The sequence below is a fragment of the uncultured Sphingomonas sp. genome (assembly GCF_913776855.1).
GTDB lineage: Bacteria > Pseudomonadota > Alphaproteobacteria > Sphingomonadales > Sphingomonadaceae > Sphingomonas.
In genome coordinates this window covers 15,151-32,075 of the sequence record NZ_CAJYQD010000001.1, presented here as the reverse complement: position 1 = coordinate 32,075, position 16,925 = coordinate 15,151, and the positions used below count along the sequence as shown (strand labels likewise).

Annotated in this window: 16 protein-coding genes; 4 read left to right on the top strand and 12 right to left on the bottom strand. The window is 66.1% G+C overall.

Annotated elements, in window-relative coordinates; genetic code table 11:
* Positions 1-125 precede the first annotated feature (125 nt).
* From QZ755_RS00150 to QZ755_RS00135, 4 genes are read left to right on the top strand one after another with little or no spacing between them, the layout of a single operon-like run.
* A complete protein-coding gene (locus tag QZ755_RS00150) occupies positions 126-1,760 on the top strand; it encodes a nitrite/sulfite reductase (RefSeq protein ID WP_294318192.1) in 1,635 nt (544 codons plus the stop codon).
* Complete coding sequence (locus QZ755_RS00145; RefSeq protein ID WP_294318189.1) at positions 1,753-2,178, top strand: DUF934 domain-containing protein; 426 nt, start codon at positions 1,753-1,755, stop codon at positions 2,176-2,178. Before QZ755_RS00150 ends, QZ755_RS00145 begins: the two co-directional genes overlap by 8 nt.
* A complete protein-coding gene (locus tag QZ755_RS00140; protein ID WP_294318183.1) occupies positions 2,171-2,956 on the top strand; it encodes a phosphoadenylyl-sulfate reductase in 786 nt (261 codons plus the stop codon). Before QZ755_RS00145 ends, QZ755_RS00140 begins: the two co-directional genes overlap by 8 nt.
* 42 nt (positions 2,957-2,998) lie before the next feature.
* On the top strand, positions 2,999-3,472 hold the full coding sequence (locus QZ755_RS00135) for a hypothetical protein (RefSeq protein ID WP_294318181.1): 474 nt from the start codon (positions 2,999-3,001) through the stop codon (positions 3,470-3,472).
* 183 nt (positions 3,473-3,655) lie between these two features.
* Here QZ755_RS00135 and QZ755_RS00130 read toward each other — a convergent pair whose 3' ends face one another.
* The 12 genes from QZ755_RS00130 to QZ755_RS00075 form a co-directional block, all read right to left on the bottom strand.
* Positions 3,656-5,332, bottom strand: a complete 1,677-nt coding sequence (locus tag QZ755_RS00130) for a GMC family oxidoreductase (RefSeq protein ID WP_294318179.1) — start codon at positions 5,330-5,332, stop codon at positions 3,656-3,658.
* Positions 5,333-5,360: 28 nt separating this feature from the next.
* Positions 5,361-6,191, bottom strand: coding sequence for a sugar phosphate isomerase/epimerase (locus QZ755_RS00125; protein WP_294318177.1), 831 nt, complete (start codon positions 6,189-6,191; stop codon positions 5,361-5,363).
* The gene (locus QZ755_RS00120) at positions 6,191-6,766 is read right to left on the bottom strand and encodes a gluconate 2-dehydrogenase subunit 3 family protein (RefSeq protein ID WP_294318174.1); all 576 of its coding nucleotides are present in this window, start codon (positions 6,764-6,766) and stop codon (positions 6,191-6,193) included. The genes QZ755_RS00125 and QZ755_RS00120 overlap by 1 nt, the downstream gene beginning before the upstream one ends.
* A complete protein-coding gene (locus QZ755_RS00115) occupies positions 6,763-7,590 on the bottom strand; it encodes a DUF1080 domain-containing protein (protein WP_294318172.1) in 828 nt (275 codons plus the stop codon). The genes QZ755_RS00120 and QZ755_RS00115 overlap by 4 nt, the downstream gene beginning before the upstream one ends.
* Before the next feature lie 15 nt (positions 7,591-7,605).
* A complete protein-coding gene (locus QZ755_RS00110) occupies positions 7,606-8,511 on the bottom strand; it encodes a TIM barrel protein (protein ID WP_294318169.1) in 906 nt (301 codons plus the stop codon).
* Positions 8,512-8,516: 5 nt separating this feature from the next.
* Entirely contained in the window at positions 8,517-8,894 is a 378-nt protein-coding gene (locus QZ755_RS00105; RefSeq protein ID WP_294318167.1) for a c-type cytochrome, read from the bottom strand.
* Positions 8,891-10,039 (bottom strand): Gfo/Idh/MocA family oxidoreductase, encoded by a 1,149-nt coding sequence (locus tag QZ755_RS00100; RefSeq protein ID WP_294318164.1) that lies wholly within the window; start codon positions 10,037-10,039, stop codon positions 8,891-8,893. The genes QZ755_RS00105 and QZ755_RS00100 overlap by 4 nt, the downstream gene beginning before the upstream one ends.
* The gene (locus QZ755_RS00095) at positions 10,036-11,094 is read right to left on the bottom strand and encodes a sugar phosphate isomerase/epimerase (RefSeq protein WP_294318161.1); all 1,059 of its coding nucleotides are present in this window, start codon (positions 11,092-11,094) and stop codon (positions 10,036-10,038) included. Before QZ755_RS00095 ends, QZ755_RS00100 begins: the two co-directional genes overlap by 4 nt.
* Complete coding sequence (locus QZ755_RS00090) at positions 11,091-12,338, bottom strand: MFS transporter (RefSeq protein WP_294318159.1); 1,248 nt, start codon at positions 12,336-12,338, stop codon at positions 11,091-11,093. Before QZ755_RS00090 ends, QZ755_RS00095 begins: the two co-directional genes overlap by 4 nt.
* Positions 12,339-12,480: 142 nt before the next feature.
* Positions 12,481-13,995: a tryptophan halogenase family protein gene (locus tag QZ755_RS00085; protein WP_294318157.1), complete on the bottom strand. Its 1,515-nt coding sequence runs from the start codon at positions 13,993-13,995 to the stop codon at positions 12,481-12,483.
* On the bottom strand, positions 13,992-15,500 hold the full coding sequence (locus QZ755_RS00080) for a tryptophan halogenase family protein (protein ID WP_294318155.1): 1,509 nt from the start codon (positions 15,498-15,500) through the stop codon (positions 13,992-13,994). The genes QZ755_RS00085 and QZ755_RS00080 overlap by 4 nt, the downstream gene beginning before the upstream one ends.
* Positions 15,497-16,924 carry a tryptophan 7-halogenase gene (locus QZ755_RS00075; RefSeq protein WP_294318153.1) on the bottom strand — a complete coding sequence of 476 codons (1,428 nt, stop codon included), beginning with the start codon at positions 16,922-16,924 and terminating at the stop codon, positions 15,497-15,499. The genes QZ755_RS00080 and QZ755_RS00075 overlap by 4 nt, the downstream gene beginning before the upstream one ends.
* Position 16,925: the final 1 nt, after the last annotated feature.

The window sequence follows — 16,925 nt, the reverse complement described above, 5'->3', positions numbered from 1 at the left end:
CAGCATGGGGAGGGGGACCAGCCGCAGGCTGGTGGAGGGGGGTGTCCCCACGCGCAGTACCGGTGGAGAGCCCCCTCCACCATGCTCCGCATGGTCCCCCTCCCCGTGCCGGGGAGGAATGTTAAGTGTACCAATACGACACCTACGACCAGTCGATCGTCGACGCCCGCGTCGCGGAGTTCCGCGATCAGGTCGAGCGCCGCCTGTCGGGCCATCTGACCGAGGATCAGTTCAAGCCGCTCCGGCTGATGAACGGCCTCTACCTCCAGCTGCACGCGTACATGCTGCGCGTCGCCATCCCCTATGGCACGCTGTCGTCGACGCAGATGCGGGTGCTGGCCGATATCGCGCGCACCTATGACCGCGACTATGGTCATTTCACCACGCGACAGAACCTCCAGTTCAACTGGATCAAGCTGGCCGACACGCCCGACATCCTGGAAAAGCTGGCCAAGGTCGAGATGCATGCCATCCAGACCAGCGGCAACTGCATCCGCAACATCAGCTCCGACCAGTTCGCCGGCGCCGCCGCCGACGAGACGACCGACCCGCGTCCGTGGGCCGAACTGCTGCGGCAATGGTCGACCTTCCACCCCGAATTCAGCTACCTGCCGCGCAAGTTCAAGATCGCGGTGATCGCGGCGGATGAGGATCGCGCGGCGATGCGCCTCCACGATATCGGCCTGCGCATCGTCGAACGGGACGGCGTGGCGGGTGCGCAGGTCTATGTCGGCGGCGGGATGGGCCGCACGCCGATGATCGCGCCGCTGGTCAACGACTTCGTGCCGCTGTCGGACCTGATGAGCTATCTGGAGGCGTGCCTGCGCGTCTATAATCGCTATGGCCGGCGCGACAACATGTACAAGGCGCGGATCAAGATCCTGATCCACGAGATCGGCGTCGACAAATATCGCGCCGAGGTCGCGGAAGAATTTGCCCATATCAAGACGCTGGGAATCGACCCGCCCCAGGCGGAGTTCGACCGCATCGCCGCCTTCTTCGCCGATCCCCCCTTTACCGATACGTCGGCGGACGCACCGGTCGATCGCAGCGACGCCGGCTTCGCGGCCTGGCTCGACCAGAACACCCACGCGCACAAGCGCTCCGGCTACACCATCGTCACGATCAGCCTGAAGCCCGCCGGCGGCATCCCCGGCGATGCGTCGGCCGACCAGATCGATGCGATGGCCGACCTCGCCGAAGCGTACAGCTTCGCCGAGCTGCGCGTAACCCATGCGCAGAACATCGTCCTGCCGCATGTCCGCTCGGCCGACCTGCGCGCCGTGTACGACCGGCTGGTCGCGATCGGGCTTGCCGAGGCGAACCTCGACCTCATCACCGACATCATCGCCTGCCCCGGCCTCGATTACTGCAGCCTCGCCAATGCGCGCTCGATCCCGCTGGCGCAGAAGATCGCCACCCGCTTCGCCGATCCGGAGCGCCAACGGGACCTCGGCGAACTGAAGCTCAAGATCAGCGGCTGCATCAACGCCTGCGGCCACCATCATGCCGGCCACATCGGCATCCTCGGCGTCGACCGGAAGGGGACCGAGAATTTCCAGCTGCTGCTGGGCGGATCGGGCGCGCAGGACGTGTCGCTCGGCAAGATCACCGGCCCCGGCTTTTCCGAAGACGGCGTGGTCGATGCGATCGAGCGTGTGACCGACCGCTATCTCGCCGAGCGGACCGAGGGTGAACGCTTCGTCGACACCTATCGCCGGATCGGCATGGAACCGTTCAAGGAGGCCATTTATGGTTGAGGCCCTGCGCCTGCGCGACGATGCCGCGCATGACGAACCCGCCGTGACGCTCGACGCGTTCCTTGGTCAGTCGAACGCGACCGCCGTGCGGATCGAAGCGGGCGACGATGCCCGGCTGCTGCTCCCGCATATCGACCGGCTGGCACTGGTCGAGGTCAGCTTTCCCAAGTTCCGCGACGGCCGCGGCTATTCATCGGCAAGCATCCTGCGCGAAGCGGGATATACCGGCGAATTGCGCGCCGAGGGCGACGTGCTGGTGGACCAGATTCCGCTCATGCGCCGCTGCGGCTTCGACAGCTTCGCACCCGCTGCGCCGGTCGATTCCGCCGCGCTGACCCGCGCGCTCGACCGCTACGATCACGTCTATCAATCGGCCGCCGACGGGCACGTCCCGGTGTGGAAACTGCGCCATGGCTGAGGCCGACCCAGACCTGCGCATCCGCGACCGGATCGCCGCCGCCCCGCGCTTCACCGTCGCCGATGCCGAGGCGCTGAACGCCCGCTTCGACGGCGTGTCGACGCAGGAGATGCTGGCCACGGCGCTTCGCGAAGGGCTGCTCGGCCGCATCGCCGCCGTGTCGTCGTTCGGCGCGGAATCGGCGGTGCTGCTCCATCTGATCGCCTCGGTCGATCGATCGGTGCCGGTGCTGTTCCTCGAAACGGGCAAGCACTTTCCCGAAACGCTGGCCTATCGCGACCTGCTTGTTCACAGGCTCGGCCTGACCGATTTCCGCAACCTGACGCCCGACGCCGATCTGCTGGCGGCGAAGGATGCGACCGGCCTGCGCTGGTCCTACGACCCCGATGGCTGCTGCGACCTGCGCAAGGTCGAACCCCTCGCGCGCGGGCTGATCGGCTTCGACGCCAGCTTTACCGGGCGCAAGGCGTTCCAGTCGGCGACCCGCACTACCCTGCCCCGCTTCGAACTCGATACGTCGGACGCGGTCGGCCGGTTGAAGGTCAATCCGCTCATCACCTGGACCCCGGCGGACATCGACGCCTATTTCGCCGAACATGATTTGCCGCGCCACCCGCTGGTCGAACAGGGGTTCCCGTCGATCGGCTGCGCTCCCTGCACCAATCGCGTGAAGCCGGGTGAAGACCCCCGTTCGGGGCGCTGGGCCGGTTGGGACAAGGTCGAATGCGGGATTCACAAGCCGCTGCCCGACGGCGATCCGAACCTGCCAAGCTTCTGACGACAGCTTGTTCCCGTCGGCGTTCGGGGGCAAAGCGGCGCGATGCAGCAATCGGCAGTCGCCTATTTCACCAACGGCCGGATCATCCTCGCCGCCGTATCGCGTACCGCATCGGGCGACACCATCGCCACCGATCCGAAATGGTTCGGCAAGTCGGCAAAGAAGGCGGTGATCGCGCAGGCGATCGGCGAGGCGCTGGCAGCGTCGCGCGAAGGCGTGGCCGATCCGACGCCCGAGCAATGGAAGCGCCAGTTCATCCCGTTTCAGGATGCGGCAGCGGTCAAGAACTTCAAGACGTTCATGCGCGATGCCCGGCGGGTCGATCTCGACCGGATCGGCGAGGCGTTTACGCTGACGCCGTTCGACAATCTGGGCACGAACAACGGCTTCGAGGCGCGTGACGGCGATGCGCGAACGGTGCAAGCGCACGATAGCGAGGGTGTGGCAGGGGCACTGCTGGTCCTGCTCGGACTGCGGCCCGATGGCCGCGTCGCGGTGACGAACGACGCAGCCTGATCGTCAAGGCAACCGACCTTCGAAGCGCCTCCACCGCACCCCCGCGCAGGCGGGGGGCCAGGGCCAAGTAGGGCAAGCAGTTGCGTATGTAACCCTGGGCCCCCGCCTGCGCGGGGGTACGGTGGACCCGTAGGTGACACGGGAGAGCGCAGCACCGCGCCTGCCCATGTCACCCGAACACCGTCAGGCCCAGGCCTTCGTCCGCACCGCATGGTCCGCCGCACGCGCGGTCAGTGCCATGAAGGTCAGCGACGGATTGACGCACGATACCGACGCCATCTGCGCGCCATCGGTGACGTACAGGTTCGACGCGTCATGCGCCTGGCTCCACTGGTTCAGCACCGACTTGCGCGGGTCCGCCCCCATGCGCGCGCCGCCCATTTCGTGGATCGCATCGCCGGGGACATGCGCCCCTTCGTAGCTGCGGACGTTCATCAGCCCGGCGGCCTTCAGCATCTTCTCGCCCTCGATCCGGGCATCGGCCATCATCTTCAACTCGTTGTCGCGGAAGGTGACGTCGAACCGCATCAACGGCACACCGAACCGGTCAACCTTGTTGGCGTGCAGCGACACGTGGTTGTCGGCATAGGGCAGGCATTCGCCGAACGCGCCCATGCCGAACTTCCACGGCCCGTACTGGCGCATCCCGTGCTTCATGTCCTTGCCGAAGCCGACCGGTGCGGCCGGATCGCGCCGCGCGCTGCCCTGATAGCCATAGCCGCGGCGGAAGCCGACGCCCTCTTCGCCATTCAGGTTGCGGAAACGGGGGACATAGACCCCGCCCGGCCGCCGTCCCAATTCGATAAGGTCGGTCATGCCCGGAATCTCACCCTCCGCCCCGACGCGGAAGATATGATCCATGACATAGCGGCCGAGCGTCCCGCTGCTGTCGAAATGGCTGCGGCCACCGCCTGCCATCCGCGAATTCATCAGGATCTGCGTTGACGCCATCGCGGACGCGCACAGGAACACCATACCGGCCTGCACCACCTGTGCCTGCCCGGTCTTCGCATCGATGAAGCGGACCCCGGTCACCTTCTTGGCGCTCGCATCATATTCGAGGTTGGTGACCACCGCATCGGATTGCAGCGTCAACCGCCCGGTCGCGCGCGCGGCGGGCAGCGTCACTGCCTGTGTCGAGAAATAGGCCCCGAACGAACAGCCATTGCCGCACTGGTTGCGGAACTGGCACTTGCTGCGGTTCTGATCCGGCTTGTCTTCCGTCATGTTCGACAGGCGGGTATGAATCAGCTTGCGGCCCGGAAACTGCGTCTCCAGTCGCGTCTTCAGCCACTTCTCCGCGACGTTCATCGGCATCGGCGGCTGGAATTCGCTGTCGGGCAGGTACGGCAGGTTCTCGCGCGAACCCGATACGCCGATATATTTCTCGACATAGCTGTACCATGGCGCAACGTCATCATAGCCGATCGGCCAGGCACCATCGATCCCCTCGCGCTTGTTCGCCGCGAAGTCGTCCGCGCTCCAGCGGAACGACCAGCGACCCCAGATCAGCGACTTGCCGCCGACCGCGCCGGGGCGGATCCAGTAGAACTTCTCGCCCTCGTCATAGGCATAGGGGTTCAGCCGGTCGTCATTGTAGAATTGCCGGCTGCTGGGTGCGACATAGCCGTTCTTGGCGATAAAATAGTCGCTGTCCATCAGCGGCTTGGGCATCATGTTGCGCGCCGGCACTTCATATGCGGGTTTCCCGTCATAGGGATAGCCTTCGATATGTTCGACCATGCGGCCACGGTCGAGCATCAGAACGCGCAGGCCCTTTTCGGTCAGTTCCTTCGCGGCGAACCCGCCGCTGACGCCGGACCCGATGACGATCGCGTCGAACCTGTTGGTGACAGCCATATTCCCCCTCCCAGGGTCTTGATTCTATTCAGTAGCGCAGGGCGCGGAGCGTCCGGTAGCTGGTCGTGATATCGGGCAGATAGGGCGCGGGCGCCTGGTCGTTCTCGACATAGAAATGGCGCACGCCCTTGCTGCCGGGGCGGCGGAACAGCGCGGCGAAATCGGTCTTGCCGGCGCCCACCGCACACATGCTGCCATCGGCGCGCATGTCCTTGACGTGATAGGCATAAAGGCGCGGGCCGAGCCGGTCGATCCAGCCGCCGACATCCTCGCCGGCATGGCCGACCCAGTAGAGATCGAGTTCGACCTTCACCAGCGACGGGTCGGTTTCCTTCAACAGCCGTTCGTACAGGCTGATCCCGCCCGGCTTCACCGTGAATTCGAAATCGTGATTGTGATAGGCAAAGCCCAAGCCCGCCTGGCGCAGGTCGCGGGCGAAGCGGTTGATGTTGGGCAGCGCCTGCGTCCAACCGGCTTCGTTGCGATACTGATCGGTCATGTACGGCAGGATCACCGTGTCGGCGCCCAGCGTCTTTGCCATCGCGACCTGCTTATCGAACGACCCCAGCAGCGCGTCATAGCCGATATGGACCGACGGCGACTTCAGCTTCAGCCGGTCCATCGTCCGGCGAAGCATCTTGTGGTCCATCGAGTCATAACCGCCACCGCCATATTCGACCTCGCGATAGCCGATCTTCGCGATCGAGGTCAGCGTGGCGACCGGGTCCTTCTGGAACAGGTCGCGCACAGTATAGAGCTGGATGCCCACCGCGCCGATCTGTGCGGCCGAGGCGGTACGGGTGGCGGCGAGCGCGGCAACGCCGCCCGCCCCGATCAGGAGGTTCCTGCGATCGATCATCATGCGCTATAGACCTTGTTGACCTTGGAATAGGGAAAGGCGCCGTCATATTCGCCGGGCACCGGCAGATATTCGCGTTCCTGCGTCATGCCGATTTCCGACGTATAATAACCGGCGATGACCAGCTGGCGGAACGCTTCGAAGAAGGTCTTGCCCCCCGTGATCTGCCCGTTCATCGCCAGCGTCAGGAGCGCGTCCTGCTGCGCCGGCGTCGCCTTGGCGGTCGATACGCGATAGTCGGCCATCGACTTCGCCTCGATCGCGTCCAGCCCGGCGATGATCGGCACGCGTTCGGCGGGATAGGACCAGTCTGCCAGCAGCTTTTCGATATATTGCGGTACCCCGGCGGCGATCGCGCCCGGCGTGTCGGTGGTCGGCAATATGCGTTCGGTGAGCGCCGTCATCGCCGCACGCTGTGCGCCGGTGAATACCGCCGCGCTCGGCGGCCCTTCGCTGATGGCGGGCACCGGCGTCGTGACCGGCCCGCTCGCCCCCGCCGCGCGTGCGAGCGGGGCATAGAGCGCGGTACCGAACATCGCCGCGACGCCGGCCAGCGCCGTCCTGCGATCGATCATTTCATATTCTCCTTCAGATCCTGCGCGATCGCGGCTTCGGGCAAGGGACGGACCCAGATGTTGCGGAACGACACCGGCGAATCATGGTCCTGCAACTGGATCGGCGCGGCGTCGCCATGCGCCGTATATTTCGCGACCTGCCGCCATACGGTCGTGCCCAGCATCGCCTGATGATTCTGCACCAGCACCCCGTTCAGGAACGCGGTGACATAGGCCGGACGCACCAGCGACCCGTCGGCGCCGAAACGCGGCCGTTCGAAGACGATGTCGTAGCTCTGCCACTCGCCGGGCGCACGCGACGCGTTCGCGAGTGGCGGCTTGAAGCCGTACACCGCCCCGACCGTGCCATCGGCATAGGTCGGGTTGCGATAGCCATCGAGGATCTGCACCTCATAGCGCTGCATGAACCATATGCCGCTATTGCCGCGATCCTGCGACGATTTGGTCGGCGGGTTAGGGCTGCGAAACTCCAGATGGAGCTGCACGTCGCCGAAGCTCTGCTTCGTCACCAGCGCGTTCTCACCCCCGGCGGTGGCGCGGGCCGGCACCGTCATCGCGCCGTCCTTGATCGGCCACGCCATGCGCTGCGGCGTCCACGCGTCGAGCGAGCGCCCATCGAACAGCACCACTGCATCGGACGGCGCACCGCCCACCTGTTTCGCAGGGGTTACCACCACCGGCGCAGGCCGGTCGGCGTCATGTACCCGCCACTGCCCGCCGGGCAGCATCGGCGTATCCTTGAACCCCGGCTTGTCCTGCGCGATGCCGGACGTTGAGAGCGTTATCAATGTCGCGCCAAGCGCAACCATCGTGCGGAGCGTCATCCGTCCCTCCCCCTGTTAAGCCTGATCGATCCGGCGATAGGCGGCGACCAGCGCCTCCTCGCCCGCGCGACCTTTGATAGAATTGCCGTGTTCCATGCCGATCACCCCGGCATAACGCTTGTCGCGCAGCCAGCGGACGATCGTCGCATAGTTGATCTCGCCCGTGCCCGGCTCGTTGCGGCCCGGAGTGTCGCCGAACTGGATATAGCCGATCTCGTCCCAGCACGCGTCGAGCGTCGGGATCAAATTTCCCGACTGAATCTGTTCGTGATACAGATCGGCCAGCACCTTTACGCCCGGACTGTTTGCACCGCGCGCGACGGCATAGCCCTGCGCGACGGTCTGCATATAGACGCCGGGATGGTTGGTGCGCGTATTGAGCGGCTCCATGACCATCGCGATGCCGTGCGGCGCGACGATTTCGCCCGCGCGGCGCATCACGTCGATCACCCGCGCGGTCTGGATGTCCAGCGGCACGCGCGGATCGAGGAAGCCGGTCACCACCGTCATTCGCGTTGCCGACAGCCGCTTGGCGACGTCGATCGAGGCGCGGATGTCGTTGAGGAACGCCTCGCGCTCCGCACCATCGGTCGCGCCCAGGATCGGTCGCGACTGCGCCCATTTCGGCATGGAGGCGACGAATACCCCCATCGTCATGCCGCGCTGCTGCAGCGCCTTGGCCATCGCGGTCTGCTCGGCAACGCTGCGCAGGCCCGCCTCGTTATCCTCCCACGCGGTAAAGCCCTGATCGGCGGCATAGGCGATCTGTTCGATCCGCCCGCCCCTGCTGGCGAAGCTGCCCTCGTGCGGCGCGAACTTGAGCGAGAAGCGCGCCGCGTTCGACGGCGGTCGTTGTGCCGCGCCGACGCCGACCGCCAGCGTCGCCGCCGCGCCGCCCGCCATCACCGTGCGTCGCGACACGCCGTTCATTTGGCAGACGTCAGATAGGCGATGATCGCCGCGCGCTTCGCCGCGTCGGGCGTCGCGATCGGCATCCGCGTGCCCGGCACCTTCTTGGTCGGGGCCGTCAGATATTCATCCAGCGTCTTCGCGTCCCAGCGCAGCTTCGACGCCTTCAACGCCGGCGAATAGTTGAAGCCCGCGACCGATGCGGCGGGCCGGCCGACCACGCCGTTCAGGTTCGGGCCGATGCCGTTGCGCCCGCCCTTGTTGACCGTATGACATGCCTTGCACGCGTTGAACGCGGCCGGTGCCGGCGTCTGCGCGGTCGTCGGCGTGACGGTGGCGAGCAGCGCGACGGTCGCGCCGGCCCCGGCGATGGCAATTCCCATCAGATATTTCATCGACTCTCTCCCGATACATGGGTCCATTTGGCGTCGGACGCGGCGTTCGCGATCATCGCCTCGATAAAGGCCATGGTGCGCAGGCCGTCGGTCAGCCCCGGCACGAACCGCGTGTCGTCACCCCGAATCTGTGCGGCAAAGCCTTGATACAGATTGGCAAATGCCTCGATATAGCCCTCCGGATGACCCGAAGGTGTACGCAGCAGCGCCTGCGTCGACGCCCCCAGCCCCGGCCCCCCGGCACGCACGACCTCGATCGGCCGGTCGAGCCAGCGCAACGTCAGCGTGTTCGGCTCCATCTGCGCCCATTCGAGCGTGCCGCGTTCCCCCGACACGCGCAGCTTCAGGCCGTTCTCCTCGCCCGCCGCGACCTGGCTGGCCTTCAGCGTGCCCCGCGCCCCGCCATCGAAGCGCAGCAGCGCGCTGACGTCATCGTCCAGCCGCCGGCCGGGGACATGCGCCGTCAGATCGGCCGACAGCGTGTCGACCCGGACGCCCGCGACATGCTCGGCAAGGTGGAAGGCATGGGTGCCGATGTCGCCCAGGCACCCACCCAGCCCCGCCTTGGCCGGATCGGTCCGCCATTCAGCCTGCTTGTTGCCATCGCCATCAATCGGCAGGCTCAGCCAGCCCTGAAGATATTCGACCTGCACGACTCGGATCTTGCCCAGATCGCCGCGCGCGACCCGCGCACGTGCCTCCTCGACCAGCGGATAGCCGCTATAGGTGAAGGCCAGCGCGAATTTCGCGCCGCTCGCCCGTGCGGCGGCGGCGATGGCACGCGCTTCGTCGCTGCTCATCGCCATCGGCTTTTCGCAGAAGACGTTGATCCCGGCTTCCAGCGCGGCGATCGCCATCGGTGCGTGCAGGTGGTTGGGCGTCACGATCGCCAGCGCGTCGATCCGCTGGCCCGCCGGCAGGGCCAGTTCGCCCGCGATCAGCGCGTGTATGTCGCCATAGACCCGTGCGGGATCGAGATTGAGCGCATCGCCGCTGCGCGCGTTGCGGCCGGCATCGCTGCTGAACGTACCCGCGACCAGTTGCCAGTCACCGTCCATCGCCGCCGCATGACGGTGGATCGCGCCGATGAACGCACCTTCGCCACCACCGGCCATGCCGAGCTTCAGGGGTCGCTTCGCGCTCATTCCGGCGACAGTCCCATCAGCGTGCGGATCGCGGCGCGATCGACACCGCTCGCGGCGAAATCATCGAACGGATGCTCGGTCAGGCGAATCATGTGCGCCTCGATGAACGGCGCCCCTTCGACCGCGCCGTCCGCCGAATTCTTCAGCGCGCATTCCCATTCCAGCACCGCCCAGCCGTCATAGCCATATTGCGCCATGCGGCTGAACACGCCCGAGAAATCGACCTGCCCATCGCCCAGCGAGCGGAAGCGCCCGGCGCGATCGACCCAGTTCTGGTACCCGCCATAGACGCCCGACCGGCCGGTCGGATTGAACTCCGCATCCTTCACATGGAAGCACGAGATGCGGTCGTGATAGCGGTCGATGAAGTCGAGATAGTCGAGCTGTTGCAGCACATAATGCGACGGGTCGAACAGCAGCCGCGCGGCATTATGGCCCTTAACCGCCTCGAGAAAGCGCTCCCAGGTGGCGCCGTCGTGCAGGTCCTCGCCAGCATGGACCTCGAACGCGCAATGCACGCCATTCTCCTCGAACACGTCGAGGATCGGGGTCCAGCGCCGCGCCAGTTCGGCGAACGCTTCCTCGACCAGTCCCGCCGGACGCTGCGGCCATGGATAGACATAGGGCCAGGCAAGCGCGCCGGAAAAGGTCGCGTGCGCCTTCAGGCCCAGCTTCGCGCTGGCCTTTGCCGCCATCTTGACCTGATCGACCGCCCAGATTTGCCGCTCGGCAGGCTTGCCATGGACTTGCGCCGGCGCAAAGCCGTCGAACAGCGTGTCATAGGCGGGATGGACCGCCACCAGCTGCCCCTGCAAATGGGTCGACAGCTCGGTCACCTCGATGCCGTGCTCGGCCAGCTTGCCGGTCAGCTCGTCGCAATAATCCTGGCTTTCCGATGCGGTCTTCAGGTCGATCAGCCGGCTGTCGCACGGAATCTGCACCCCGACATAGCCAAGCCCGGCGGCCCATTCGGCCATGTTCTCAAGGCTGTCGAACGGGGCTTCGTTGCCCATGAACTGGGCGAGGAAGATGCCCGGTCCCTTCATTCCCGTCATGCCAGCGTCTCCTTGCGGTCGTCACGGAAGGTCAGTTGAAACAGCAGCGCGATCGCGGCGGCGGCGACGGCGGGATAGACCCACATGCCCTGCCAGTCGGCGATGGTCGGGGTGGCCGGCAGCTGCGCATAGAGCAGGGCGCCGATCTGCGATCCGAGCAACATCCCGACGCCATAGGTGAACAGCGTCAGCATCCCCTGCGCCTGCGCATTCACGCCCTTCGGCGCGGCGATGATGCCGGTGTAGATGGCGCCGGCGACGAAGAAGAAATCGTAGCACACGCCATGCAGGGCGACGCCCAGATACACCGCCCAGAGGCCCGACCCGCCGTCTCCGATCGCGAACAGCGCATAGCGCAGCGCCCATGCGGCCATGCCGACCAGCAGCAGCGGCTTCACCCCGAAGCGGCGATACAGCCACGGCATCGAGAACATGAAGACCAGTTCGGACATCTGCCCGATGGCGAGCGTACCGCCGACATTCTCGATCCCCGCCGCCCCAACATAGGGCGAGGCATAGGCATAATACATCGCCAGCGGCACCGAGATCAGGGTGGCGCACAGGATGAAGATCAGGAACGACTTCTGCTTCATCAGGCCGAACGCCTCGACGCAGAACACCTGGCGTAGCACGCTGCCGCCCTGCGGCTTGTCCGCTTCGACCGTCGGCAGGGTGATGCTGTACAGGCCGAGCGCCACCGACACGACCGCCGCGACGGTAAAGATCTGCGGGCTGGCCGACAGTCCGGCCCACCCGATGATGAGGCCCGACGCGATCCAGCCGATCGTACCGAACGCGCGCACAAACGGGAAATTATCCGTCCGCTCGCCAAAGCTCTTCAGCGCGATCGTGTTCGCGAGGCCGACGGTCGGCATGTAGAGGATCATATAGCCGAGCAGCAGCCAGACGAACGTGCCGCCGCGTTCGGGCGTGATGAGCGAGGGCATCAGGAACAGCAGCACGCCACCGACCAGATGCAGGATCACCATCAGCATCTTGGGCGCGACATAGCGCGTGGCGACCATGCCCAGCAGCAGCGATCCGACGATCGACGCGATCGGCCCCATCGAGAACGCGTCACCGATCAGGTTGCCGATACCGACCGTCTGCATCACCAGACCGAGCGTGACCTGCCACGCCCCCCAGATGAAAAACTGCATGAACATCAATGCGCTCAGCCGGACGGTCATCCCGCCATCGACCGACGCGCGACTGCGACGTCCAACACCCTCCGCTATGGCCATGCACCATCCCCTCCGCGGTTTTGTCTGCTTAATTGACGCGGAGGCTAAGTAGATATGACAGCGCTGTAAAGGCCAATGTAACCGGTTCCACAGCTTTTACGGTATTCGATGGCCAGCGGCACGTACCTGACGTTGATAACGTTCACTGATCCATGCTGCGGCAGTGGCGATCGATGAACGCCATATGGTCCGGCATCGCCCGCACCCCCGAATCCATCGCCGCCGCGATCCGGGTCATGCGGTCGTCCAGTTCGGCATCGCTCAGCAGGTCGGCGATGGGATGGTGGCGCTTGGGCGCAATGTTCTGCCCATGCAGCACCGCCAGCCAGCTCGTCTCGCTGAACAGTTCGTTATCGTGGCGGTACAGCCGTGCATTCTCGCGAAAGATCGCGATCCGCTCCGCCAGCGATTCGGGGATCACCATGTCGCGGCACCGGCGCCAGAACGGGCTGTCGTCGCGCGCGGTCGCCTTGTAATGCAGGATCAGGAAGTCGCGGATCTGTTCATATTCCGCGCGCGTCCGCCGGTTGTAATAATCGATGTCGGGCTGGTTGAACGAGCGGTCGGGAAAGTTGGTCAGCAGCCGGGCAATCCCTGACTGGATCAGGTGGATCGAGGTCGACTCGAGTGGTTCGAGGAATCCCGACGCCAGCCCCAGCGCGACGACGTTGCGGTCCCACGCCTTGCGCCGCACGCCCGCAGTGAAGCGCAGGAAATTCGGCCCGGCCAGCGGCGCGCCGTCCAGCCCCGCGTCGAGCATCGCCAGCGCGGTTTCGTCATCGACGTGGTCCGAACAATAGACATGACCGTTGCCGGTGCGCGACTGGAGCGGGATGCGCCAGCGCCACCCGACGCTGGTCGCTGTCGCGCGGGTGTAGGGCGTCGGATCGGCCACCCGCACGCACGGCCGCGCCACCGCGCGGTCGCATGGCAACCATGCGCGCCAGTCGTCATAGCCGGCCTTCAGCGCCCCTTCGATCAGCAGCCCGCGAAAGCCCGAGCAGTCGATGAACAGATCGCCGCCCACGCTGCGGCCATCGTCCAGCATCACATGATCGACATGGCCGTTCGCGCCGTTCAGCGCGACATCGACGATCCGTCCCTCAATCCGCTCCACACCCGCCGCCTCGGCCCGTTCGCGCAGGAACCGGGCATAGAGCGCGGCATCGAACTGGAACGCGTAGGAGATGCCGCCCAGCGGCGATCCCGGCCGGCTATGGTCGGGACGCTGGAACTTGCCCGCCCGCGCCGCGCCGACGCCGATGCTGTAGCGGTCGAGCGGCAACGCCCCGCCCATCTGTGCCTGCCGGTACCAGAAATGATGGAAGTGCAGGCCCTCCATCTCCTGCCCATAGCTGCCGAACGGGTGGATATAGCGTTCGCCAATCCGACCCCAGTCGACGAACTCGATGCCGAGCTTGAAGGTGGCGCAGGTCCGTCGGACGAACTCGTCCTCGTCGATGCCCAGCAGACGGTTGAAATACTGGATATGCGGGATCGTCGCCTCGCCCACGCCGACCGTTCCGATCGCTTCGGATTCGACCACGCGGATCGCGATGCCGCTGCCCGACAGGATGCGCGAGAAGGCAGCGGCCGCCATCCACCCGGCGGTGCCGCCGCCGACGATGGTGATGCTGCGGATATTGCCGTCCTTCATGCCGCCGCCGCCGGGCAATAGCGTGACAGGAACTCGGCATGGGTCGGCATCCGCTGCACCGCTGCCGCCATGGCGCTCCGCATCGACGCCAGGCTGTGCGCGACATCGTTGCGCGGCAGGTTGGCGACGATCGGGTCGGACGCGACGGGCACGATCCCCTGCCCCAGCATCACCGCGACCCAGCTCGGCCGAGCGAACAGTTCGTCATTATAGCGGAACACGCGCCCGGTTTCGCGGAACAACGCGATCTTGTGCAGCAGCGTATCGGGCAGGGTCATGGTCCGGCAATAGTTCCAGAACGGCGTGTCGTCGCGGGTCGTCGCCGCATAATGCAGAATGATGAAGTCGCGCACCTGCTCGAACTCGGTCCGCATATGGCGATTATATTCGGTACGCAGGATGTCGGGAATGTCGCCGCGCGGGAACAGCGAGATGAAGCGGCTGATCCCCTCTTGGATGAGATAGATCGACGTCGATTCCAGCGGTTCAAGGAACCCGGCCGCCAGCCCGATCGCGATGCAGTTGCCCTGCCAGAACGCCTCGCGGCATCCAGCCTTGAACGCGATGCGGCGCGGATCGGCGAGCGGCGGCGCGTCGAGATTGGCGAGCAGCACGTCGCGCGCCGCCTCTTCCGACTGGAAGGAGCTCGCAAAGATATGGCCGTTGCCGACCCGGCGCTGCGTCGGGATGCGCCATTGCCACCCGGCGTCGCGCGCGGTCGACCGGGTATAGGGCGCCGGCGGCGCGGCATGGCCGCTCGGCACCGCCAGCGCGGTATCGCAGGGCAGCCACTGGCTCCAGTCGACGAACCCGGCGCCGAGCGTGTCGCCGCTCAACAGCGCACGGAACCCGGTACAGTCGAAGAAGAAATCGCCATCGACCGTCTGCCCGGCGTTCAGCGTCAGCCCGGCAATGTCGCCGCGCGCATCCTGCCGAACCTGCCCCACGATCCCCTCGAACCGCACGACGCCGCGCGCCTCGGCATAACGCCGCAGGAAGGCGGCATAGAGCGTCGCGTCGAAATGATAGGCATAGCGGATCTGCGACAGAACCGACCGTGGATTGGGATCGGGCAACGCGAACCGCCCGGCCTGTGCCGCCACCGCGCACAGGCTGTATGCCTCGATGGGATCGGTTGCGCCGTCCTCGCGCGCGCGCAGCCAATATTGATGGAAATCGATCCCCTGCATGTCGACGCCATGCTGGCCGAACGGATGGATATAGCGGTCGCCCATCGCGCCCCAGTCGACGAACTCGATCCCCAGCTTGAACGTCGCCTGCGTCGCGGCCATGAACTCGGCCTCGTTCACGCCAAGCATCTGGTTGAAGGCCAGGATGTCGGGGATCGTCGCCTCACCTACGCCGATCGTGCCGATCGCATCCGATTCGACCAGCGTTATCGCGACGTCCTTCGGGTCCAGCAGGCTCGACAGTGCGGCAGCGGTCATCCATCCCGCCGACCCGCCGCCGACGATCACGATCCGGCGGAGCAGCGGCGCGCTCACGATGCGGCCTTTCGCAGATATTGCTCCAGCTGCGTGCGATAGACGCGCGCCGGGGGCAGCGTCGCCACCCCCTGTTCGATCTCCCGCGCCATGTTGGACAGGAACGCCGCGACCTGCGCCTTGTCCGCACGGGCCGCCAGCGGGTCGTGCCGTGCCGGACGACGGCCCATGCCCATCTGCAGGATCAACCAGTCCTCCGGATGAAAGGGTTCGAGATCATAGGCGACCAGCACCCCACGCCGTTCGAACATGGTCAGCTTGCGCGCCAGCTTCTCGGCAACGGGTTCGCCGCGTGCCGCCTGCCAATAGGCACCATCCGGCAGTCCGTCCGCAACAAAGAACGCCTGCTGGAACAGCGCGGCATGGTCGTAATCCTCGACGAAGCGGCGATTATATTCCGCCGCCTCGACAACCTTCGCCGCCGATACCGGGATCAGCGTCAGCAACCGCTCGATATCCCGCTCCAGCAGCAGCATCGGCGCGGGCGTCAGCGGTTCGATCACAGCCGCCGCCTGCCCCAGTGCCACGCAGTTGCCGATCCACCCATGGCGGCGTCGTCCGACGATCGCCTCCGCCCCCGCCACATCGCCGGCTGCGCCGACGACCGTCCGCCGGGTGCGTCCTTTCAGCGGGGTATCGCTTTCCCATCCCCGGTCCGTGGCGCGCACCGTCCTGAGCGGTGCCTGATCATCGGATGGCAGGTCGCTTGTCGCGATCGCGATCCGGCGTCCGGCCGGGGCGTCGTCGGCCACCGCGGACAGCAGCCGCGCATCCGGCCCCGATACGTCGAGATAGAGGTCGGCGGTCACGACGCGCCCGTCGTCCATGGCCACGCCCGCGATCCGGCCGTCCGTCACCTCGACCACGGCCAAGCGACCGGTGACCCGCTCTACCCGGTCCGCTACCGCGAACAATCGCGCATAGTCCGCCGGATCGAACTGATAGCCATATTCGGCGCGCGACAGCGGGTGCGGCGTACCGTCGGCGGCGGCGCGCGGCGGATGCACGAACACGCCCCGCCGCGCCGCCTGCAATCCGGCGACGAACGGATCGATCCCTCCCGCGCCGGCCAACCCCAGATATTGGTGGAACTGCACGCCATCGACGACCGGAAAGGGCAGCGCGAACGACTGCATCCACGCCTGCCCCGCGCCCCAGCCGGCATAGCGCGTGCCCCAGGAAAAGGCCGTCGCGCTGTCGAGCATCACCTGCCGCTCATCCACCCCCGCCGACAGGTTGAAGGCATAGGCCGACGGCCCGGTGACGTTGCCATAGAACAGGTCGTTCGCCTCCTGCTCGCCGGCGCGTACCCATGCGATCGCGGTCGAAGCCGGCAATTGCCGCGCCAGCGCCGCCAGCGTCATCCGCGCCGCCAACCCATCGCCACAGACCAGCACCCGCCCAATCGACGCACCAGCGTCCATG